Raw genomic sequence first — 21,472 nt, forward strand, 5'->3', positions numbered from 1 at the left:
CAAAGGACACCCCGGCCGAGCCAGAGGGTCTTTTCAGCATGGCGCATCGCGGTAGGGATGGGGGATGGATGGCCCGGGGCCGGGCTGAGAGAGGAAGGGACCACTGCCGCCGGCGCAAGCCGGCAGCAGTAACGATACAACGTGAGGATGAGGCGCGAAGAATCCCGAGTTAAAACGGAATATCGTCCGAATCCTCATCGAATCCGACCGACGATGCGGGCTGCTGCGGCGGCGCACTCCGGCGCTGCTGGCCACCCTGGTCGCCCTGCGACTGACGAGCCGGCTGCTGACCTTGCGACTGACGCGACGACTGTTGGCCGTAGCCATCATCATCACCGGTGCTACCACCCTGGCGGCTGCCAAGCATCTGCATCTGATCGGCGACGATCTCGGTGCTGTACTTGTCCTGGCCGGACTGGTCCTGCCATTTGCGGGTACGGATGCGGCCCTCGATATAGACCGACGAGCCCTTCTTCAGGTACTGGCCCGCGATCTCCGCGACTTTGCCGAAGAACGAGATCCGGTGCCACTCGGTGGCCTCCTTCATCTCGCCGCTCTGCTTGTCCTTGTAGCGGTCGGTGGTAGCGATGCGAATGTTGGTGACGGCGTCACCGCTGGGCATGTAGCGCACTTCGGGGTCGGCCCCGAGGTTGCCAACGAGAATGACTTTGTTGACGGATGCCATGGAAAATTTCCTTGTTGATTAATGTGAACGGGTAATCGACCACAGCCACTTGTCCCACAGGACTTGCTGGCCGTTGTCATCGAGCTTTGGCTTTCCCGATCTACGGTGGAAGGCAGGAACCTTTACCTTCTGCAGCCGCCGCACTTCCACCTGGTCGCCGAGCTGGCAACCGGCTTCCGCGATGGCGTCCTTGAGGCCCTCGCCTTGCAGCGTATCAACGCCTGTCGCCGTGTCCAGCTTCAGTGCGAACGAAGTGTAGGTGCGGCCGGGGCGATTGCGGTCAGGGAATTCTGCCTCGCCCCAGAAGGAGATCGTGCCACGATGCACCGCGGAGCCTGGCTCGCGCCGCGCCGATGCCTTGGGCGTCGCGGGTGCCGCTTGCTGGGAACCGGGCTGGGCCTCATGCGTGGACTGGCCTGCGCCGTTGTCGCCCTGCACGTCCAAACGCGCCGCCGGCGAGGCGTGAGCGCGGATAGCCGCGGCGATGACGCCGGATATTTTCGCGCCGGGATGCTCCCCTGCCACGCTCCAGTAGGGAACCGGGTCGGGCAATAGCTTCTGGCCGAAGCGCGTGGCGGTCGGGCGGGGGTCGAAGGCTGCGACAAAGTGAACGATGCGTTCGCCTTCATCGCGGAAGAGATTCGGCACGCCGCCGATCTCGATGTGAACCTCGTTGCGCGAGCCGGTACCGACCGCTTGCGCGCTCGCCGGCGCTGACTCTGCCGGAGGTGGGTGCAGGGCGTCCTGCAGGGCGTCCTGCAGGGCGCCAAGGAGTCGCTGGATGAATGCCACGGCAGCTCCTACAGCAGCGTGCCACAGCGCATCCGGCGAACTTCCTCCAGGTCGCGCTTGAGGCGGGGATGATTGAGGATGATGTCCTGCAGGACTTCGGGATCGACGCCGGTGACGGCGCAGACATAGGCATAGGGCAATGCCCCATCCCAGTAGCCGAAGATCCAGCCAAGCGTCATATCGAAGTCGTCCTTCTCGACGGCTTTGCCTTGCATGCGCGCTCGCAGCAGATCGGCGCAGTCAGCCAGCGACTCGGGCAGGTTGTCGCCGCGACGGCTGTCGCAGGCCAGACTGATGAGCGCGTCGATCATCTGGTCGCGCACGGACTCGCTCCAATATATCGGGTCGGGCAGCGGGTCGCGCTTGGGGGGATCGTTCACAACAGGCGCGGCGTCCCCGAAGAAATCGAGTTGCCAGCCGGCGGGTTTCATTTCCATTGGGTTCTCCGAGCGGGAACCCTATTGCCCACCTGCCGGTGGGAACGAGGTTCCCACGACAGGTGGATAGGGCCGCCCTCATCACGAGGGCGGTACAGGTCAGGCGCTGCGACGGGCAGCGTCCTGACGTTTCAACGGTACAACAACAGGGGACTTCGCATACACAGGCGCTTGCGGCGACTGCGATTGCGCAGATTCCGCGGCATCAGCTTGCGACTTGGGCATCACCACATCCCGCGGCGTCGGCACAGCGTGCTTACGGCCGAAGACCTTGTGATAGCACCACGACACCCCGACGATTGCGAGGAAGAGACTGCAGACTACGGATTGTGTTGCCACGTAAATCGCCATCAGCGTGAAAAACAGGCGGACGGGCGAGCGCAGCAGATTGGCCAAGGATTCCATGGTTTTCTCTCTTGAAAACAGTAAATGGGATTTCCCGACAGGAAGGTCGGGCGATTATTCGATGCTCAAGTGAGCAAGGAATCCTTGGAGCGGCAACGCGCTTGCCGGATGCAGGGGCATCGAGCAAAGGCGCTGAGCAAAGGGATATCGCAAGGGAAGGAACTACGGGACGAAGCAAGCCCAGGTAGGCGTGGCACTGCTTGTCGGAGTCGATGCGTCAGGGACGCGAGAAGTGGGGCCCATAGTAGCGCGAAACCCGGGCACCAGCAAGGGCTCGCCGGCAGCGACGCGGGATCACGGCGGCCGCGCATGGCCCGCCCCCCCCGAGCACATGAGTCCACCCTATTTGCGGTAACGCAGGCGAATTCGCTCTGTTATCACTAGTAGGGTGGACTCATGTGCTCGCCTCCCTCCCTCCCTCACGTGCACGCAATGGCGGCCAACGCTCGATCCATCACGTACACAACTCCGCTTCGCGATTCGCCCACTCCATACCCCACGAAAGTCGTATGAGTGTTAATACCTATACAGGTTGAGTCGTTAAAAGAGAGGTGAAAACTGCCTCGTTTCACCCATTGACTTCGTAAGGAATGCGAAATACGTGAGCTTATGACGGCAAAGTGCGCGGAATTTGACGCTAATCTCTTGCCACTCACTTCCCTTGCCGGCCATGCAGCCAGCGTTGCCTTGACATCGTTTGCTTGCCGCTAGGCTCGGTGGAGGGTCTTGCTCACTTATCGGCCCGCCTTCCTCGAACAAAAAAATCATGGACAAAAAAAGCAAATTCGAACTCACTGATAGCCCCCGCCAGCCGTCCATTCTGGACCTCGCACGCGAGCAACTAGCGCCATTCCTTGACCAGACCGCAATCGCACGAATCGTCCAGGCGGGCGAAGAGATTGCCATTGCGCGCGAGCGAATCTTCTCAGAGCACATCATGATCGGCTCGCGGCTCGTACAGATTCAGCACATCATGTGCACGTCGCTGACCGCTCACCGCGCCGACCCGGCTCAGGCTGCAAACGAAGCCCGGACGCTGCTGTACCGTTTTGCGGATCACTCACTCAAGATCCCCAAGTGGTCGGCCAAGCGCTATGTGCAGATCTACGAGCGGTTCATGCACAACAACGATGCGCTGACTTTCCTGAATGTCGGCGAGCTGAGCATCCTCAAACGGCATGACATCACGGCGGACGAAGTTGCGCTCGTCGTCAAGGCTAAGAAGGCAAACGAGTCGTTCAGCCGGACCGAAATCCTGCCCTTCATCGACCGCTACCGTGCGCTGGCCGCGGAAATGGAGACGCTGGAGACCCAGCTGGCGGGCACCGAGGAAGAGCTTTCGGCCAGCATGGCGCAGCAGGATCAATACCAGTTCGAGCTGAAGTACCTGAAGGAGCAAATCGCCGCCGCCAGCAAGAACACGGACGCCCAGCAGGCGGCACTGGTTGAAGCGCAGTCCGCCCTCGCCTCGCAGAGCGCCAACGTTGACGCCCTGCTGATGGCAGTCGACAAGGTCAACCGAGAGAAATCCGAACTGCAACGGCAGATGGCAGAGATGAAGATCCGCGTCGACGTCAAGGAGGTGCCGGTGGTCCCGGAGGGCTATGCGTCCGTGACCAAGGCCATCGAGGACGCCCAGGCCAGGCTACAACAGGTAACCAGCGAGCTTAAGGCGTCCGAGGCCCAACTCGCCAGCGCGCGGGAGGCCATCGCTGCCAACGAATCTCCTGCTCCGGCGCACACCACACCGCGTGCGGATCGCCATATCGGCCTGCGCCTGGACGGCCTCGTTGCCGACTTCGACGCGCTCCGCGGAAAGTTCCAGTCTTGCCAACAGGCTCGCGAGCTGCGCGACCATCGCGGCACACTTTCCTCGCTGGCCGCTTCGGTGGCCACCTTCCACCAGGAACTGCTTGCCGCAGCAAAGACCGCTTGAGAGAGATAGCATGACACGACGCCACACCAGAAAGGTTCACGAACAATTCCTGCATCCCGCATGGGTGCAGGATCGCACTCTGTCGGCGAACCTGCGCCTGTCCACGGCAATGGTCAATACCCTCACCGTAAAGCCGATGTTCGAGGCGATTTTTGGCGCCAGGAAGGACGACATTCAGGCATTGCGAGACAGCGTCGAACTGTCTTCGACAGTGTTCGGCTCGCCGTTTCTCGCCTTCGCGCCTACCCTGGAGACTGCAGCAGACTGGGCATCTTTTACCGAAGGATCCACGTCAACGCTGAGCTTCGACAGGTTGGCGATGGCGACGCCAGATCTGACGCCGGTAGACCGGATGCTGCTGGAGCAATACAACCGGCTCTACGTGGGCGCCCTGTACGACGTACTCAATATGTCGGTGCTCGCCGCGCCACTCCTGGGTATCTCCAACGACCTGGCCGACTACCTGCGCACGCTGCCGCAGCACCGCGTGGAACTCGCGATCTCGTCTCGGGCGATCCCGCTGTTCAAGTGGCGCTTTCCCAATCCCACGTTCTGGACCGAAGCCGGCGCTGGTCGCCTGTCCAGTGAACTCATGGCTCACTACCTGATGGAGCACTCTCCAGTGAAAGCCGACAAGCTGCCTCACTCCGGCGCTTGGGGTGGACTCAGGATGGCGCGTCCGCTGCAGGAAGCCTATGCCGAGACGTTCGTCTATTTCAAGTGCCGGGCCAAAGGCGTAGCGTCGTTGTTTAACATGAACGTCACGACAGTGCGCCAGATGTATCTGCGCATCCATGGCGAATCCTCACCGTCCGGGCATTCGCCAACCTCCTCCGGCTGGTACCTAGATTCGGCTGGCAAGCGATTGCAATCAACGTTTCATCTCTTGCTGTTTCGTTCGGCTTTGGCGACTGAAGCCTCTATCCCCGAAGCGTTCATTGCCGCTGTCGATATCGCAAAGCGCATGTTCGGCGAGGAGGCGAAGGTTCCCGCCGAGCGGGCATTCCACCTGTTGCGCTCAATGGCAACCGAGCATGATCTGGACGTGCGCGCGTGCCGCACCTGCGGCACCGCATACCTGACGGCGAACGGCGACCTGGCGCATTCTGTGCTGTGCCCATGCTGTAGCGGTACACTCTCGTCCCCGAACGTGGGGCGGGTCGGGCGGCTCCGGCCGCGCAAGAAGAAGCGCTGACACCCTCCCCAACCAACATGGCGTGCCCTGGCACGCCGTGTCACCAGCATACGAAGCGAGGTCTCTTGAACTACGGATTCTGGGTCTTTCAAGGCCTGTGCATGCTCTGCACGGCTTATCTTGCCCACCGGCGCGGCAGGAATCCCTGGATTTGGGGCGCACTGGCGTACGTGCTGACCTTTCTGACGCCCTTTGTGCTCCTGTTTGTCACCCGCCAGAAGCGCGTCTTGTTGAAGGACTATCTGGCGAAGTACCCCCATTGCCGCACGAAGCGGGGAATCGCCTGCGCCCACTGCAATTCCGGGAGCATTCGGATGTGGCGCAACAGTGGACTGCTGTCCAATCGCGACCAGCACCTTTGTAACCACTGCGGCTCCTACCTGTACGACAGCTAAGGCCAACCGTGGAGATTTCCAACGAGGCGGGCAAGCGGACTTGACTCGCCCCGTTCTCAAGTCTTGCAGCCATGGCGCCGTTATGCCGATCAACTCCAATTGTCCCGCCACGGCTGCCGGCGTCATTGGCTCGCGGCCGGTGCCGTGCCCTTGACTTCTGATTCAGGTCGGTATTATGAAATCACACGCTCCGATGTGAGCGCGCCACTCAAAAATCAAGTGAAGGAAAATACAACAATGAAAACGCTGATGAAGCCTGGTCTCTCCGCACTCGCCCTCGCCTCGCTGCTCGCTCTGGCCGCATGCGGCGGTGGCGGTGGTGGTGACGGTGGTTCCAAGCAAGAGCCGAGCACTCCGCCCACGACGCCGACGACTCCTCAAGATCCAGCCTCGGTGCCGCCATCCACCACTGCACCGCCCTCGTCCTACCCGGCCGGAGATCAGCGGCTCGCAGCCCTTGATGCTATGAATGCTGTTCGCCTCAAGATGGGGGTTGGCGCTCTCAAGCAAGACGAAAAACTTGACACTGCCGCCGACAATCACCTGGCCTACATGAAGGCGAATAGCGCAACCGGGCACCTGGAAATTGCCGGGAACCTTGGATTCACGGGCGCCAATCCCTATGACCAAGTGGTTGCAACTGGAGGGTCGAAGAGCCAATGGATCGGCCAGGAAGTCTCAAGCGGCGCGCCGGACGCACTTTCCTGCGTCGGAGGATTTATGCGGTCCGTTTATCACCTTCAGGGCATCTCCAGCAATCAGGAAACCGTCGGTATCTCGGTGCGCGACAACCGCTGCGTAATCAACTTTGGCGTAGTTACGGGAGCTAAGGGCGGGGGTTACGGCCTTGCACAATGGGGTGGCCAACAGATGGCAGCAAGTGCGATGGCATATTACCCCGCGGACAGCGACAGGGTATTCGGGACCTTCTTCCCCGGTGCTGAATCGCCCAATCCCGCGCCCGACCTTTCTTCAGCAGGTCACCCCATCATGTTCCGCGTGCCGGCACCGGAAGCCAATGATGTGCTAACGGTCACCAGCTTCACACTAATTGGCCCCGGCGGCACGTCTATCCCCGTTCGGGTGTTGGTTCCGTCAAAGGCTAAGGCCGGCTCCGTGGCCAGCGCCATTGAAGACGTGAACATCTACGCTGGCGTTGCCTTCATGCTTCCGACGCAACCCCTGGGCGCTGGAACTTACACCGCCACCTTCAACGGCGCCCGAAATGGCGTCCCAGTTACTAAGTCGTGGAGCTTCACGGCTTTCTAAGGCAGCAATCACACGTAAGAGAAAGGCCCGCTTCGGCGGTAATGCCGTTCAGTTATGGTCCCTGTTGAGGAACCGAACGGCGTAGCGTGAAGGGCGGGACTTGACGACCCGGCCGCATGAGCGGCCGGGTCGTTTCACATTGGGCAGCGACTTTAGGCGCTCGCGTAGGCGCCGCAGGCAGGCGGGCAATTTTGCGTAGGCTGGCGTGACGGCTGCCCACATCATCTCGTGCTGGATGACATGGAAGGCGCGCACGAAGCTCATGTCGGTCGGCGCGAGCTTCGCTTCTCGGGCGGCGCTGGCCATCTCACGGCGAATCAGGTTGTAGGCGATCAAGGCGCCCCAGATCTCCTGGCATACCCCATCGACGGTCCGGCTGCGCAAGGTCAGCTCCATGCCAAGCATCGACTGCTTCAGTTCCCGGTAGCTTGTTTCGACCTGCCAGCGACGTTCGTAACAGGCGACGATGTCAGCAGGTTTGAAGCGTCGGCGATCGAACAGCGACGTCAGCAGAATTCGGCTACGTCCGCGTGCATCGATCGTGCGGATCGCCCGCGCCTGCCAGAACTCCGGCAGCGCCGGACACTTCTTGCGTGCCTGCGGCGAGACACGCATGCGTACCGTGGCGTCCTCGGCCGTGCCGGCCGTAACCTCCCAGCACGTGTTGGATTTGGCCGGAATCAGGAAGTGGCGGTTGTGCCCGCCCATCGTCAGGCCGCACAGGATCTCGGCAGCCAGGAAGCCTTTGTCGAATACCGTGAGCGAATCATCCGGTATTTGCGGCAACAAGCCTTTGGCGTACACCATCTCATTGCTGTCATAGCGACCGAAGCTGGCGCCTGCCACCAGATGCGTAGGGATCGCAGTCAGCGTCACCATGCGCACCTGCGGATAGCTGGCGACCCTGCGAGCGTAAGCTTGGGCGCCGAAGTGCTCGCGGTTGGCGGGGCTGTCGGTCGTGCGTAGCGTCGTGCCATCCATCGCCCACAAGCTGAGTCCCTTGAAGGCGTAGTCGCTGGCGTCCTGCAGACTCCAGGCGCGCGCAGTTCGTTCGAACAGCCAGGCCAGCGGCGCCTCGCCAACGCGCTGGCGGGCTTGTGCCGCCGCGCTTTTGCTGACGAACGGCGCCACCTCATCAGGCAGTGCCAGCTCCAGATTGTCGAGCACTTCGCTGATCGACCAATGGCGGTACATCGCCAGCGCAATCACCAGCCATACCACCTGTTCAGCGGGCAACCGACGGCGACGGATACTTGCCGTTCCCGTCGCCTCTACCGCGCGCTCGATCCACTCATACGGAAGATGCTCGGCCAGCCGACTTAAGTCGGCCGGCTGTTGTGCCTCGAGCAGGAAGGTCAGGTGACTGGAGAGCATCGCGCCCGAAAGTTAACACCTCGGCGCAACGTTTACAACTTCCTCTGACGCTACATACAAAAATGCCGTTCAGCTCTTAACTGAACGGCATTTCCGCTTCGGCGGGCTTTTCTCTTCGGAATACTACCTGCAGGCTTCAAAAAAATTGACATCGCCGGCGTTCCCGTTGCCACCGACAACTCCCTTCCACGCGCCTACCTGATACCCCCTCCCAGGAATGGCAGCCTTTGCCCTCTGCAGAAGATCAGTCGGATCGATATACCCAGTCCACATCTCTCTCGCGACAATAGCGCCTCCCCACGCGACCGTGTATCCGTTGCCTTCACATCCGCCATCTGCGGAGCATTGCCCCATTGGCCCGATCCAGACGCCGAAGCGATTTGGCTCGTAATAGCATGTCGGACCAGGCGGCGGGGGCGGAGGTGGGGGCGGAGGTGGGGGATCATCAACGCGGCAATACGGAAGATTTATGCCATCCCGATACCAATGGTGACCAGGCCTGCAGTCGGCAACCGTCATCGGTGGCGCCGGAAAGGAGTAGAGCTGTGCGTTAGCCGCAGCAGCCTCGACTATGAGAAGGCTGGCGAGAATGAAGTGCTTCATGGATTGATCCCAGATTTTAGAACATGCAACCAGTGGTGACCGTGCCAACGAGTTGCCCGCCGAGCGCAGCCGTATCATTGCCGCTGTACCACGCTGCGGGCGAAATGGCGTTTGCCCGCGCGTACCAGTAGGTGCCATAGTCGTCCATCGAAAAATACGTTCCTTGGATAGGCGGCATAACGTGCCCAGTGATGTTGACCATTTCTTGTTTTGGTGTGTAAAGCGCCCAAGCGCTTCCGCCAGGACAGGTATCCTTGGAGAACGTCATTCCGTCCGTTACGTTCTCGAATTTCCGCGTGATCGACAAATTGCCCAGCGCGTTGTTTATCGCGATGTATCGATTGCCCTTGCAGATGAAGCCAACATTGGTCGCGCTCGTTGCAATCTGGCTATTGTTGCCACACCACATACCTTCGTAGATGTTTGCCACCGCCGTACCGATCGACTGCCAAACGCCCCCGGAGCAGATGACATGCCCTGTCCCGCTCATGCTTCTGCGAGTCGAGGTCTCGACGTTGCATGCAGTGCCGGGGACGCCGGTACTGGTCAAATAGGTGTCTCCACCGCTGGTCAATGCGGTGGTCGCCGTCACCCGCCGCGCGTTGTTGACATCGTTGCCGCCCATGTCAATCGAGGTCTGCATCCGATTGAGTTCGGGATGGCCCGGAACCTGCACCCGATACAAATAGCCGTTGTTGGCCTGCGTACCCGTAAAGGCGAGCAACGACGCGAGCCGGCCGCTCCCGGGGTTCGTAAAGTTGGTAAGGGGCACCTGCCACGCGCCGTACGCGCCGTAGGCCCGCGTTGCGACCATCGTCGGATCGCCGTTCTGTCCCGGGTAGGGCACGAAACCACCCTGCGCACCGGCCTGCGCAGCGCTCTGCACGAGCTGGCGCGTGTCAGTGATGGGCCGACCGCCTTGCGACGTGACCAGCGCCTGCAGATTGTTCGGCGTTGGCTGCAGGACCTGAAGCAACCAGGTCTGTCCGAATACGTTGGTCGCCGAGAATCCGGCAGGCAGATAGCCGCCGTTGATCAGCATGGCCGGCGTAACGTTGACGTGCACGGTTGGGGTGGTCTGCGCGACCAATGTCGCCGCCTCATCCTGCACGAATTGCAGCGCCGCCTTGTCGAACACAAGCATCTGGCTCGCCGCCGCTGCGGTCTGCACGTTCGTCACACCTGCCTTCGCCCACGTCATAAAGCCCGCAACGCTCAGTGTCGAGAGCATCAATGCGATGAGATATCCGAGTATGGCTTCCATGCGATTCTTAGGTGTTCAACTGGACCCAATGAACCAGCGCCCCAACGGGGATGGTCGATGGCACGCTGTATGCGATGCCGGTGGAGAGGTTGATGGCCGTTCCCTGACTACGGACACGGAACCACGCCAGACCGCCTTGCGTGCTCCCAAGCAGCGCGGCGCCCGCGCCAGACGAAACGCGCACATAGCCGTACACGTCGCGCCCGCCGCCCGAGTTGGCGACGGCCATGCACCCCGCGCCGTTGGGCGCCACCATCCCGGACGGCAGCGCCGGGAGCAGGCTCGCGCCAACCAGGCCTGGCGCCGCGTCCGCCGTCGACACGCATGCCGCCCCATAGGCCTGCGCCTGCTGCGCGGTGACCGTTGCGACGGATTCCATGCGCCCGGGCACGCCCGCCCCCGGCGCTGCTTGGGACAGTTGCCAGCCTTGCGCCACGATGCCAAGGCTGAACAGGACCGTCGCGATCGGCAAGATGAGATAGCCCATGGCTCCCCCTCAGAAGGTGACGACAGCGCCGGAGCTCACTGGAACGTGAGCGTGAAGCTGGCAGTCGCGCTACACGCGGTGCCAGCGGTCGCCTGGTCAGGCAGATTCGCCTGCGTAAACGTGGTGGTGCCCACAACGAGCGAGACGTAGTCCTTGAGGCCCATGGCCGTGCTGACACACTGCTTCGCAGTCTGGGCATTTCCGCCGCCGAATCGGATCACGCCTTGCGACCCGGCGCTTGCAGCAGACAGCGTGACGGCGTTGCCCCACGGGTCCAGGAGCGTGGTGCCGCGCACCATATCGGAAGGGAACATCCCGCCGGTGATCATTGCCGGGATGTTTGCGGTAGTGAAGTTGGTGTATCCGTTGCTTCCCTGAGAGAAGCCTGCACGGGCGTTCGTGATCAACTGCGACATGTTGGTCGCCACCACGCTCGCCTTGTGGTTCTGAAAGCCGTTATAGCCGGCATAGGCAATACCAGAGAGCGCCAGCAGACCCAGCACAATGGCGACGATTCGCCCAAGAATCCCATCCATGTCATTTCCCCAATCAATGCACGCCCTGATCTGCGACGCCTCGCCATCGTGGACGCGATACCGATGGCGAGGCGTGGTTGCCGATGCTTGGCTTACTGGAACGTCAGGGTGAAGGTGGCCGTGGCGCTGCAGGCCGCACCCGCGGTGGCCTGGTCGGGCAGGTTGGTCTGGTTGAAGGTCGTCGATCCGACCACCAGCGTCACATAGTCCTTGAGACCAAGCGCCGTGCTGACGCACTGCTTCGCCGTCTGCGCGTTGCCGCCGCCGAAGGTGATGACCCCTTGCGATCCGCTATTCGCCGACGCGAGCGTGACGGCATTGCCCCAGGGATCGATCAGCGTCGTGCCGCGCACCATGTCGGACGGGAACATGCCGCTCGTGATCAGCGAAGCCACGTTTGCCGTAGTGAAGTTCGTATAGCCGTTGTTGCCCTGCGAGAAGCCGGCGCGAGCATTCGTGATCAGCTGCGCGATGTTGGTCACCGCCACACTGGCCTTGTGGTTCTGAAAGCCGTTGTAGCCCGCGTAGGCAATCCCAGCCAGTGCGAGAAGGCCCAAGACAATAGCGACGATGCGCCCGAGAATGCCATCCATGAAATGCTCCTAATGTGTATGAATACGGCGGTTGTTAGAACTGGCCCATCGAAGAAGTGAGAATCGACGAGAGTGAGTTAGAGCCTAGCTGCAGCACCACGAAAGCAAGGAACATCAGGCCCGTGAAGACCGCCGACATTGCCATCCCTTTGGCGAGCAACTGGCGTTCGATCACCTGAGCGTTCTGCCGCACGGCCACCGTGATCTTTTCGGTGAAGTCGTCAAAGCCCGCATACGCGCCGATCTCGTCGATCAGGTCGAGCGACGGAAAGCCGTTGCCTGTCTGTCGCATGGCTTCGGCCAGGTCCAGACCGTCGGCCAGTCCGAGGCGAATCGGCCTCAGGCGCGAGGCCAGCCATGGCGACGCAGAGCCGATCTGAGCCTCCAGCGCGGCGATGTCCGGGACCTTTGCCCGCAACAGCGCCACAAACGACATCGCCCAGGTAAAGCCGGTGATTTCGCGGTACGCCGTGAACGGGAACACGTGCTGGTCGCAAAACCGCCTGCCCGGCCCGCTCCACCGCGGCAGCGCCCACCAGCTCCAGACGGCATAAGCGCCGAGACTCCCGAAGATCACCGGTGCCGGCCATCCCACGGCCAACTGGCCCATCCAGTACATGGCGTAGGCCCAGTCGGTCCACTTCTCGATCGGCAGGATGTCGAGGAATTGCGGCACGATGTAGCCGCCGATCAACAGCAGGACGACGTACAGTGTGATGAGATACACCGTGGGCGCAAAGAAGCTCGCCTGCAGCTTCTGGCGCATCCGCGTGGTCAGCTCGCGCACGTCCAGTACCAGCCGCATGGCGTCCGGCAACTGCCCAGCCTTCTCCCCTGCGTCCAGTACGCTGCGTTCCAGATCGCTGAGGCTCGCGCCCATCGCCGCCATCAGCGTCTTGCCATCGCGCACCTGGCGCCCGACCTCGTGCGCGGCCTCGGCTGCGCGCTTGCGGCCTCGCCTGTCTTGCCGCTCCCGGAAGTCCTCAATGACTTGCGCGAGGGTCAGCCCGTTTTCCAGTTGGCTCGATGCCTGTTGATACAGGCGCCGGCGCATTGCCCAAGACAATCCGCTCATAGGTGCTCCCTCATCGGAATGGCGTCAACGCTCCCCTCAGCGTCAACCGGGCTCAAACGGCCGGCCAGCACGAGATCCATGGCGTGCGCGATCATGGGCTTGTCCGAACCCTGCCGGCGCCGATGATTGCGCCGCGCGGCCAAGACACCGTCGTTGATGAAGTCCTGCATCAGCTGCTCGCTGGTCACGACCACCTCAGCAGCCGCCTGTTGACCCATGATGGCTTGGCCGTGGCAGTGATCGCAGCCGGCCCCGCGAACGCGCACGTCGGACAAATCCCCCCACGAGCGCATCGCCTTGAGCATGTACTCTGGCAGCGGCTCGGGTGCCTTGTCGAGCGTGACCGAGCATTTCGGGCACAGCAGCGGCACGATCCGCTGCGCAATCAGGCCGATGATCTGGGTGTGATTGGCGATCACCTCCATTGCCAGGCGAACGTGGTCGAGCATCACCAGTCGGGAGAACGTCTCGAAGGGATCGGTCACGTGCAGCGTCGTGAGCACCTGGTGCCCGGTCGCCGCGGCCTGCAGCGTCGCGATTGCCTCCTCGACGCCCCGGATCTCGCCCAGCAGCACCGCATCCGGGTCCATCCGCAGGGTCATGCGCAGCATCTCCGGGAACCGCTCACTTTCCGTCGTGAGCTGGATCGCCCAATCCATCGGATACTCGGTCGGATTCTCGATCGTGATAAGCCGCTTTTGAGGGAAGAGGCGCGCCTGGTGCCGCGTGCACTCAAATAGAGTCGTGGTCTTGCCGCTCCCGGTAGGGCCGGTGACGACGATCACGCCCATGGGGCGGCGCAGCAGCTGCGAGATGAGTTCCACCTGCAGCGGCGTGTAGCCCATCTGCCCCAGCTTGAAGTCGCCGCCCGGCGCCTTCGGCGTGCGCAGATCCAGCCGTTTGGCCGCATCGACGGCGTCCGCCTTCAGTGCGCCTTCGTGGTGCTCCCGGTATTGCAGCCGCGCAACGAGGAAGCCCCCGCCGCCCTCCACCGGGTAAGCCGGTCCGCGCACGATCCGCACACTGGACAGCCCCGTGCCCGGCAGCGCGTCGCCCGCGATCTGGGCGTCCTGCACGTCCAGCGGGTTGTAGGTGGCTGCCTTCACCGTGGCGAGGCCGGTGTACATGGCACGGATCAGGCGTTCGCCCTCCTCGCGGCGCATTGACTGGGCGGAAACCGTTCGTAGATCACCCTTGATTCGTACCTGGATCTCGGTATGGTCCTCGCGAACCAGGATGTGAATGTCCGAAGCAACCAGCATGGCGCAATCCGCGATCAGCCGGCGCGCGAGGGTCAGGGTCTGCAGGTCGGTGTCCTGCTGCTGGCCGGCGCCGCGCTGCTGACGCAGCACGGCAAGCTCCTGCGCAGAGACCTTGCGCATTTGGGGCGCTGCGCCGCAGCGGCGCAACTTGGCTTCCCAGGTCAGAAGCCGCGGCGTGCCAAAATGTCGGGCATCCACATAGACGTCGCAGCCGTGCACCGCCAGGACTTGCTGCACGTTGTCATCGGTCAGACCCAGCTCCTTGGCGACGTCCTCCACGTGCAGCCCGCTCTCCGCGACGCGCTGACGCAGCGCCGCCGCCTGGTCGGCCGTCAGATGATCCAGGTTGCAGGCAACACGCTCGAAGGTGGCCAGCAGGTTGCGCGGATAGAGGATATGCGGCTCAAGCACCTCCGGAGGCTTCGGCAACGCCAGCGCTTCGGACTTCACCGACGGCTCGGCCCGGGTTGCAAATGCGGTGCCTCGTGCCGACTCACTGCGTGGATTGCGCCACAGACGGGAGATCGTCGCGATCATTGTTGATGACTCCTAGCAGGCGGCACTGCGCCGTCCCGCATTGCGTATAGCTTTCCGGTTCCCTTCCAAGCCTGGGCGGCGGCTTCATAGCTGACTTCCGTCAGTCGCAGACCCGCCACGGCGTCCATCCCCGCGCCCACGCCCAACCACGGCGGTGCGCCGAAGCCGATGTCCGCCGTCATGGCAAGCCATGGATCAACCGGCGTGTTGCCATCGGCCGGCAGTAGCGGCGGCGGCGACGTGAGTTGCAAGACCACGCCGTTACCCTGTGCATACGTCCACATCGAACGCTGCGCTTCGGTTGGCGTATTGACCGCCCGCGACGAAGGCAGGAATGCCGCCGGCGCATTCGCGGTCGCCGTCGCCTGATTGCCGTCGGTGAAAAGCACACCCGGCGCGTTGGCGGCCAAGCCGCCCTCCCGCCGCCAGGTGGTTTCGATCGTCAGGGTCGTCGACGTGGCTGGCTTGCAGCGCCAGCTGGAGAGCGTCCAGCCCGCGTCCGCGAGGGCCTGGCGGTCCCACGCGCGGCGGCACGCCTGCAGAAAGGCGGTCGGCGCAGCTTCCTCGACCCAGGGTACCGCCAGCTGCCGAGCCGCCTCATTGGCACGCTGCGCGGCAGCGATCGCGCGCTGGCGCATCAATTGCGCCTCGCGCTCAGCCTCCTGCTGCTGGTCGTACCAGTACCAGCCTCCCGCAAGAAGGGTCGCCACGCCTGCCGTCGCAGCTACCGCGTAGGAGGTAGATTTCCAAGGCCCGCTCAGGACGTCTCGCATGGGCGACACGCCCTTCGAGGCCCGCGCCATATTGGCGAGGTCCCGAACCGTTCCCTCAACCTCCGTCCATTCACCCAGGGCACGATGGCGCTCGCGGACCGGTGTCAGCTCCTCAAGCGTGCCCACCCGGTCGCCACCGGCAATGACGGCGTGCCCCTGACGGACGGCGATGTACCAGTAGATGCTCCCCTGCAGATGGAAGAGTCCCATCCACGGCTGGCGGTGCTGGCCGGCCACAATCGCGGCGAGCGGCTTCAGCCCGGCTGGCTTGGCGCCAGCAAGCGCCTCGCAGAAGCCAGTCTGGATGGCGCCTTCCGCGCTTTCATGCACGACGCCCCAGCGGACATTGCGGCCGAGTTCCAACGCTCTCGCGCGCAGAACCCCCTTGCTCGGCTGCTTTTCCTCGTGTTGCCAGGTCAGCCCGATGGCAAAGCCGCCCTTCAGTCCGGGGAATGACAGGATCTCAGCCATCGCTCACGGCCTCAGGGTGCGCACGCGCTTGCCGTTGGCAAGCTTTACCCCGCCGCCGTCGATGCTCACGACCTTCCAGCCACCGTCCAGCGTGTCGCCAGCCTGAACCGGCATCGTGCGGCCGCTGACATCCACTACGGCGTTGTAGTGGCCATCGAACGCGCGCAACGACACCAGCCGGGGCGCTTCCGCCGCGAGCCGCGGGGCGCGCTCGGCGGCGCCGCCCGCCGGCATTGGGCCAGCCAGCGAGATCGACGCCACGCCGGCGCCCGGCGTCGCCCCGGCAGGAGCGGCAACCAGCGAGTCATCGGCGCGCTTGACTTCCGCCTTGTACTTGGCGATTTCGGCCTTTGCCTTCCACAGTGCCAACTGGGACTGCAACACCGCCAGTTCCGACGACTCAGTGGCGCGCGACGGTTGCGCCGTCTCCACCGGGGGCGTGGTGGCCGCTGTGGGCGTCCCGCCCGCAGCCGCTGGGGTGGCAGCGCCAGTCCCCGCTTGCGCCGTCACTGCGCCGCCCCCGGCCGATGCGATCGCCGCCGCAGCAGGGTTCGAAATCGACGCCGCATGGGAAGGGTCGGTCGCCGAAAGGCCAACGATAGCGGCAATGGCCAGCGCGGCCGAGGTCCAACGAAGATGGAATGCGCGATTCTGCATGGAATGGGTCTCTGTGTTACAGCAAACGGGCCGAGATCATAATGGCGATGACCGTGTCTCCCTTGAGCGCACCGACCCCGCCGCCGAGCGCAGCCATCCACGGCTCACCGACACCGTTGTTGGTCGTGGACGCCTTCTGGTTACGCAGGCCGGTGAGCACCAGTGATTCGCCGGGCTTGAGGGTGATCGACTGCGTGAACCGGTTGGTCGGCATGGTGCGCAGCTGCACGCTGGTCTGGTTCGCATCGCCGCCCGAGTTGAATCGCTGCAGCGGCAGCAGGTCGGACAGCGTCATGTCGAAATTCATCAGAATTCGCCCATCGACAACCTTCGGCAGGAAGTTGCTGGTGAAGCCATAGGTCACCGTCCCGGTTTGGATGGAACTGGTGGAACCCACGTTGGCGGCCAGCGTCGTTTGCGACTGCGCGACGTAGTCCTGCAGCGTGGCGGTCTGCAAGGCAAGCACCTTGCCGTTTTGCGTCACGCCCGAGCGCGACACCACCTGCGACACATTGCCAAGCGTCGACAGCGCTTGCACCACGGCCTTACTGCCGGCAAACGGGCCGCTCATGATCGACGCGCCCAGGTTCATAGGGGTGGCGCCGCCGGAGATCGTTGGCGTGCTGACGGAACTGAACGAGACGTCCGGCTTACCGCTGGAGCTTTGGTAGGCAAGCGACAGGTTCAGGCCATAGTTGTCCTCGCGCGTGACGCGCACCTCGTAGACCTGGACGTCGATGGCGACCTGCTTGCCATACATGGCAACAAGGCTCTTGACGAACTGCTCAATGCGGTCGCACTGCACGGGGTCGCCGGTGACCGTCAGGGTGCCCAGGTTCTTGTCAACCACGACCTCGGCGCTCGCGCCCGCGACTGCCTTCGCGGTCGCCTGCAGCGTCTCCCATGGCTTCATCTCGGTCGACATCGTCATGGACTGGCCGCTTCGTCCCGCCCCGCTTCCACCAGACCCGCTGCCATTGCTGCCGACGCCGGCCGTGCCGCCGGAACTGCTGTCCGACGTGGTGATCGAGCCGTTCATTGACGACGAATCCGCGAGGCTCGGCAGCATGAAGGTCCGGGTTTCCGTCCTGAAGAACGACACCGTGCCGTCGTTGTAGCGGGACCAAACGCCGAAATGGGCCTCGACCGCATCCAGGAAGCCCTTGAAGCTGCCTTCGTACCTAAGGGTCAGCGGCATAGTCATCGCTATGCCAGCACCCTGGCCCGACGCAGACGCGCCAGCCAGCGAGGTGGCCAGGTCCACGCGCGGCGTGCCACCCATCGGGATCGGGCCGGTCGGACGCGTTGCGGCGGCCGGCTGGGTCGGCGCCGCACCCGACACAGCAGGTGCAACGGCCGAGGCGTCCACGGTCGCACGCACGCCGACACTCTGTGCGATCCAACTCGCCGCTTCGGTCAGCGAGCCAAGCGTGCCCTTGAACACCACGTGCTTGTTGTAGATGTCCGGCTGCGGCTTGCTGGCGCGGATCTTCTCCCCCATCAGCCAGGCGCCTTCATGCACCCGAAAAACCGGGCGGCTCCGCGGCGCGTCGGCGTAGGCCGCATGGGCTTCGCTGCCGATGGCGTTCTGTACGTTGCGCGTTTCCATGACGCCGCAGCCCGACAGCAACGTGGCGACCGCCACGGCGGCCGCGGTGTAGCGCGCCGCATTCCTCTTCTTTCGCATCATCACTGCACCATCCCGTTTTGGCTGATAATCACCGTACGATTGCCGCGCCAGCTATCGCCCACCACGTCCGCACCGTTGTTGGCCAGCTCCTCGACCACGCGCTTCACGGCGCTTTCGAAGTCACTGCCGTAGTCCTTGTCGCCGGGCACAATCCAGCCGTCCGGGACATTCCATGCGACGGTCCAACCGGCCCGATTCGCCCAGTTCTGAAGCTGCTGTTGCAGCGCCTCCCCTTTGACAAGCCGGAACACGGCACCGACTGCCGGCGCGACGCTCGACACTGCCGGCGTGTTCGCCTTGCTCGGCGCCGCAGCCACGGAGGGCGTATTTGCGGCCAGCAACGTCTGGCCGACAGCCTCTTTGGCGGCACGGGGCGGCTGCAGGGTCTGCCAGCCGTCATTCGACAGCTGCGAGGCGTGCACCTCTGGCATAAGGATCAGGCCGCTCAGCAGTGACGCTGCGGCGACGGCAACGCGGGTGGTTCGGTTGGATTGGCACATAGCTATGCGTTCGGTTGAGGTGAAGGAACTACCGCAAGGCGGCGCGCTGCAGCGCCTGCCACCGCGCATGAATCTGGTTGGCGTAGCGCAACTGCTTGTCGGGTGAGGAAGCGTTGTAAGCTCCGACTGCTTTCCACGTCGGCCCGAAGCGCTGGATGTTCTCGCGCAGAATCCACGCGCCGACGTAGGCATTGATGCATCCATCAAACAGGTGGGCACGCGTGATGCCATACCGACCCAGACGCGGCAGGTGGATCGAGTTGATCTGCATAAGACCGATATCCTCCGAGCCGTTGGCATTGCGATTCGTGACCCCTGGCCGCATCCCAGACTCCTGCATGGCGATGCTGCGCAGCAGAGACGGGCTCACACCATGAAATACCGCGGCATCATCCAGGCAGTCGGCATGGGCAGCGCCGGTGAGCAAGATGCACAGGAACCCGATTGCTCCGATCCTCACAGCGCCACCTTTCCGGGCTGCTCTTTGAACCGCACCCGAGGCACACGATCCACATAGACCACGCTGCCGTCGGCGATCACCGTCAGGCGCGCGGCAATGCCGTCGAACCTGTAATAGCGGTCCTTCTGCTCGCCGTTGCGCTGGTGGTCGTCGCCAAACACGGACACGCTCACCATCGACTTGGCAAAGCTCAGGTAGGTGGCGCCATCCTTCTCGAAGACCATCTCCAGGCCGGCGCTGTTCTCTCGGGGAAACGCATAGTCGATTTCCGGGGTGCGCTTCACCTCCACCGCTTTGCCCTCCGCGGTCGCGGTGAACCGGTCAACCGTGGCAAACGACAGCACGCGCTGCGTCTCATCCCACTTCGTCCAGATCTTGCTATCGGCGTCGTCGCGCAGGACCAACTCCGTAGGCTCCTGCTCGAACCGGATCTCAATCCGGCCTTGCTTGTTATCGCGGATCGCCAGCGCGCCAAACGCCGAGGCTAACGTCGCACCCTCAGGCAGCGGCGTGCCGGCGACCGACATCGGCGCCGGTGCGCTGTCGGCCGGTACGATCGGTGCGGCCGATGCTGCAGCTGCTGTCCCGACGGAGGCCTGGAGCGCGCCGCCCGGCGCGGCGCCGCTCGCCTGCTGGCCTACCACCGAGAAGCCCTTCGGCGGCGCGGCGCGCAGCGCGATGTTGTTACGGGTGAAGTCCACTTCGGCGTAAAGGTCGCGACGATCGAGCACGCGTACCAGCGCCTGCAGCCAGTTCTCGCCGCCGCTCAGCTCGACCGTGACATCCTCGGTCAACGGAATGTCCTTCTGCGCTGTTCCAGTCCAGCCCGCCGGGGCGATGGATTTGACCAACTGAGCCAGCGGCAGCGACGACCGCCCTGCGCGCACCACCGGCAGCGTGGTGTATCCGCCGATTAGCGCCAGCCGACCCGAGATGCCGGCCTGGCGCGGGAGATCGCCGGTCGGGTTCGCCGGCTCGGACGTGAAGGCGTTGGCGCGCTTCCAGCGAGCGACCACGTTCTGACCATTCACGCTGTAGCGCACCACGTCCGGTACGCCATCAATCACCCAGTAGGGGCCGTTCTGCTGCGCGCCATCGGCCGACACGACCTGGCCGCCACGCGGCTGGATATAGGTAGACAGGCCATCATTGAAGATCAGGGCCGGACGGTCGCTCGCGCGTGCCACCACCTGATAGTCAAAGTCCAGCGGATCGGTGTCCGCCGCGACGGCAGCGCCGCTCGCCGCCAGGGCCAGCACGGAGATCAGAAGCGGCTTCATCATGGTTGGGGAGCCTTCAGTTGCTGGAAGTGATTCAGGAATCGGGCGTAATACGGGCCGCCGCGCGCCGGGTTGGCACTGTGGTACCAGGCCACGGCCTTCATCGCGGAGCCAGTGCGCTGCAGGTTGTCGATCAGGATCGCTTCGGCCGCGCCGATATTGGATGCGGGACTGAGCGCATCCCACGCCGACGCGAAGCGCTTGCCGTGGTAGCACCAGTTGATCTGCATGATCCCGACATCGAAATCGCAGCGCCGGGCGGCCAGCAGGCGCTCGATCGCGGCGTGTGCGTCCTCGCGCGTGGCGAAATACATACCCCGTCCGGCGACATTGAGCGTCCACGGCCACGGGCGCCCCCGATAGGCCGACTCGTTCATGGCGATGCCAGCGAGGATGCGCGGATCGACCTTGGTGCTCATCTGTGCGAAGGCTGCGATCTTGGGCGCGCACGCCCAGCCGCCGCGCCGCTCGACCAGCGCAATCTGCGCGTCGTCGTCGAGCCGCTCGGGGCGCAGCCAGCCGTCGCGGGCAAGCAAGGTGGTCAGCGCCAGCCGCTGGCCGTGCGCCTCGACTTCCGCGTCCTTGCCCTGCTCAAGGTGAAGCGCCGCGCCAATCAACCGCGCCGACCAGCCGAGAAACGGGTCCAGCCCGCAGTAGAGGACGGGCTTGCCCGGCAGCGACACCACGCGTGCCGCACCGCCCTCGCGCACCAGCACTGCAGTAGGGCTCACCATCGCCGCAACGGTCTGCGCACCGGCACAGGTCATGGCCAGCGCGAGCAGCGTGGCCAGGGCAA

The 21,472-nt window shown here is 63.6% G+C and carries 22 protein-coding genes; 4 read left to right on the forward strand and 18 right to left on the reverse strand.

Annotation, left to right across the window (positions count from 1 at the left end):
* Positions 1-169: 169 nt before the first annotated feature.
* The 4 genes from AC1Q6V_RS32870 to AC1Q6V_RS32885 form a co-directional block, all read right to left on the reverse strand.
* The gene (locus AC1Q6V_RS32870; RefSeq protein ID WP_284495081.1) at positions 170-685 is read right to left on the reverse strand and encodes a single-stranded DNA-binding protein; all 516 of its coding nucleotides are present in this window, start codon (positions 683-685) and stop codon (positions 170-172) included.
* 18 nt (positions 686-703) lie between these two features.
* The gene (locus tag AC1Q6V_RS32875; RefSeq protein ID WP_284495082.1) at positions 704-1,477 is read right to left on the reverse strand and encodes a hypothetical protein; all 774 of its coding nucleotides are present in this window, start codon (positions 1,475-1,477) and stop codon (positions 704-706) included.
* Between the two features lie 8 nt (positions 1,478-1,485).
* Entirely contained in the window at positions 1,486-1,914 is a 429-nt protein-coding gene (locus AC1Q6V_RS32880; protein ID WP_284495083.1) for a hypothetical protein, read from the reverse strand.
* A 99-nt stretch (positions 1,915-2,013) separates the two neighbouring features.
* Entirely contained in the window at positions 2,014-2,319 is a 306-nt protein-coding gene (locus AC1Q6V_RS32885; protein ID WP_284495084.1) for a hypothetical protein, read from the reverse strand.
* Between the two features lie 766 nt (positions 2,320-3,085).
* On the opposite strand from AC1Q6V_RS32885, the gene AC1Q6V_RS32890 reads away from it, so the two are divergent.
* The 4 genes from AC1Q6V_RS32890 to AC1Q6V_RS32905 all read left to right on the forward strand — a co-directional run bounded on the left by AC1Q6V_RS32890 (position 3,086) and on the right by AC1Q6V_RS32905 (position 7,114).
* Positions 3,086-4,255: a coiled-coil domain-containing protein gene (locus tag AC1Q6V_RS32890; protein WP_284495085.1), complete on the forward strand. Its 1,170-nt coding sequence runs from the start codon at positions 3,086-3,088 to the stop codon at positions 4,253-4,255.
* A gap of 10 nt (positions 4,256-4,265) precedes the next feature.
* The gene (locus tag AC1Q6V_RS32895; protein ID WP_284495086.1) at positions 4,266-5,450 is read left to right on the forward strand and encodes a FlhC family transcriptional regulator; all 1,185 of its coding nucleotides are present in this window, start codon (positions 4,266-4,268) and stop codon (positions 5,448-5,450) included.
* A gap of 65 nt (positions 5,451-5,515) precedes the next feature.
* Positions 5,516-5,845: a hypothetical protein gene (locus AC1Q6V_RS32900; RefSeq protein WP_284495087.1), complete on the forward strand. Its 330-nt coding sequence runs from the start codon at positions 5,516-5,518 to the stop codon at positions 5,843-5,845.
* Positions 5,846-6,082: 237 nt separating this feature from the next.
* The gene (locus AC1Q6V_RS32905; protein ID WP_284495088.1) at positions 6,083-7,114 is read left to right on the forward strand and encodes a CAP domain-containing protein; all 1,032 of its coding nucleotides are present in this window, start codon (positions 6,083-6,085) and stop codon (positions 7,112-7,114) included.
* A gap of 48 nt (positions 7,115-7,162) precedes the next feature.
* Here AC1Q6V_RS32905 and AC1Q6V_RS32910 read toward each other — a convergent pair whose 3' ends face one another.
* The 14 genes from AC1Q6V_RS32910 to AC1Q6V_RS32975 all read right to left on the reverse strand — a co-directional run bounded on the left by AC1Q6V_RS32910 (position 7,163) and on the right by AC1Q6V_RS32975 (position 21,443).
* A complete protein-coding gene (locus AC1Q6V_RS32910; protein ID WP_284495089.1) occupies positions 7,163-8,488 on the reverse strand; it encodes an IS4 family transposase in 1,326 nt (441 codons plus the stop codon).
* Between the two features lie 619 nt (positions 8,489-9,107).
* Positions 9,108-10,355: a shufflon system plasmid conjugative transfer pilus tip adhesin PilV gene (pilV, locus tag AC1Q6V_RS32915; RefSeq protein ID WP_284495090.1), complete on the reverse strand. Its 1,248-nt coding sequence runs from the start codon at positions 10,353-10,355 to the stop codon at positions 9,108-9,110.
* Positions 10,356-10,362: 7 nt separating this feature from the next.
* Positions 10,363-10,842 carry a hypothetical protein gene (locus tag AC1Q6V_RS32920; protein WP_284495091.1) on the reverse strand — a complete coding sequence of 160 codons (480 nt, stop codon included), beginning with the start codon at positions 10,840-10,842 and terminating at the stop codon, positions 10,363-10,365.
* 35 nt (positions 10,843-10,877) lie between these two features.
* The gene (locus AC1Q6V_RS32925) at positions 10,878-11,378 is read right to left on the reverse strand and encodes a prepilin type IV pili (protein ID WP_284495092.1); all 501 of its coding nucleotides are present in this window, start codon (positions 11,376-11,378) and stop codon (positions 10,878-10,880) included.
* Between the two features lie 92 nt (positions 11,379-11,470).
* Positions 11,471-11,971, reverse strand: a complete 501-nt coding sequence (locus AC1Q6V_RS32930; protein WP_284495093.1) for a prepilin type IV pili — start codon at positions 11,969-11,971, stop codon at positions 11,471-11,473.
* 34 nt (positions 11,972-12,005) lie between these two features.
* Positions 12,006-13,046: a type II secretion system F family protein gene (locus AC1Q6V_RS32935; protein ID WP_284495094.1), complete on the reverse strand. Its 1,041-nt coding sequence runs from the start codon at positions 13,044-13,046 to the stop codon at positions 12,006-12,008.
* The gene (locus tag AC1Q6V_RS32940; RefSeq protein ID WP_284495095.1) at positions 13,043-14,845 is read right to left on the reverse strand and encodes a GspE/PulE family protein; all 1,803 of its coding nucleotides are present in this window, start codon (positions 14,843-14,845) and stop codon (positions 13,043-13,045) included. Before AC1Q6V_RS32940 ends, AC1Q6V_RS32935 begins: the two co-directional genes overlap by 4 nt.
* Positions 14,842-16,089 (reverse strand): type 4b pilus protein PilO2, encoded by a 1,248-nt coding sequence (gene pilO2 / locus AC1Q6V_RS32945; RefSeq protein ID WP_284495096.1) that lies wholly within the window; start codon positions 16,087-16,089, stop codon positions 14,842-14,844. Before pilO2 ends, AC1Q6V_RS32940 begins: the two co-directional genes overlap by 4 nt.
* Before the next feature lie 3 nt (positions 16,090-16,092).
* The gene (gene pilP / locus AC1Q6V_RS32950) at positions 16,093-16,746 is read right to left on the reverse strand and encodes a type IV pilus biogenesis protein PilP (RefSeq protein ID WP_284495097.1); all 654 of its coding nucleotides are present in this window, start codon (positions 16,744-16,746) and stop codon (positions 16,093-16,095) included.
* Positions 16,747-16,762: 16 nt separating this feature from the next.
* Positions 16,763-18,436 (reverse strand): type II secretion system protein GspD, encoded by a 1,674-nt coding sequence (locus tag AC1Q6V_RS32955; RefSeq protein ID WP_284495098.1) that lies wholly within the window; start codon positions 18,434-18,436, stop codon positions 16,763-16,765.
* A complete protein-coding gene (locus tag AC1Q6V_RS32960; RefSeq protein ID WP_284495099.1) occupies positions 18,436-18,936 on the reverse strand; it encodes a toxin co-regulated pilus biosynthesis Q family protein in 501 nt (166 codons plus the stop codon). The genes AC1Q6V_RS32955 and AC1Q6V_RS32960 overlap by 1 nt, the downstream gene beginning before the upstream one ends.
* Before the next feature lie 28 nt (positions 18,937-18,964).
* Positions 18,965-19,396, reverse strand: coding sequence for a lytic transglycosylase domain-containing protein (locus tag AC1Q6V_RS32965; RefSeq protein WP_284495100.1), 432 nt, complete (start codon positions 19,394-19,396; stop codon positions 18,965-18,967).
* Entirely contained in the window at positions 19,393-20,679 is a 1,287-nt protein-coding gene (locus AC1Q6V_RS32970) for a TrbG/VirB9 family P-type conjugative transfer protein (protein ID WP_284495101.1), read from the reverse strand. Before AC1Q6V_RS32970 ends, AC1Q6V_RS32965 begins: the two co-directional genes overlap by 4 nt.
* Positions 20,676-21,443, reverse strand: a complete 768-nt coding sequence (locus AC1Q6V_RS32975) for a lysozyme family protein (protein ID WP_284495124.1) — start codon at positions 21,441-21,443, stop codon at positions 20,676-20,678. The genes AC1Q6V_RS32970 and AC1Q6V_RS32975 overlap by 4 nt, the downstream gene beginning before the upstream one ends.
* Positions 21,444-21,472 lie beyond the last annotated feature (29 nt).

It is taken from the genome of Cupriavidus sp. GW823-FHT07B10, from assembly GCF_058794355.1.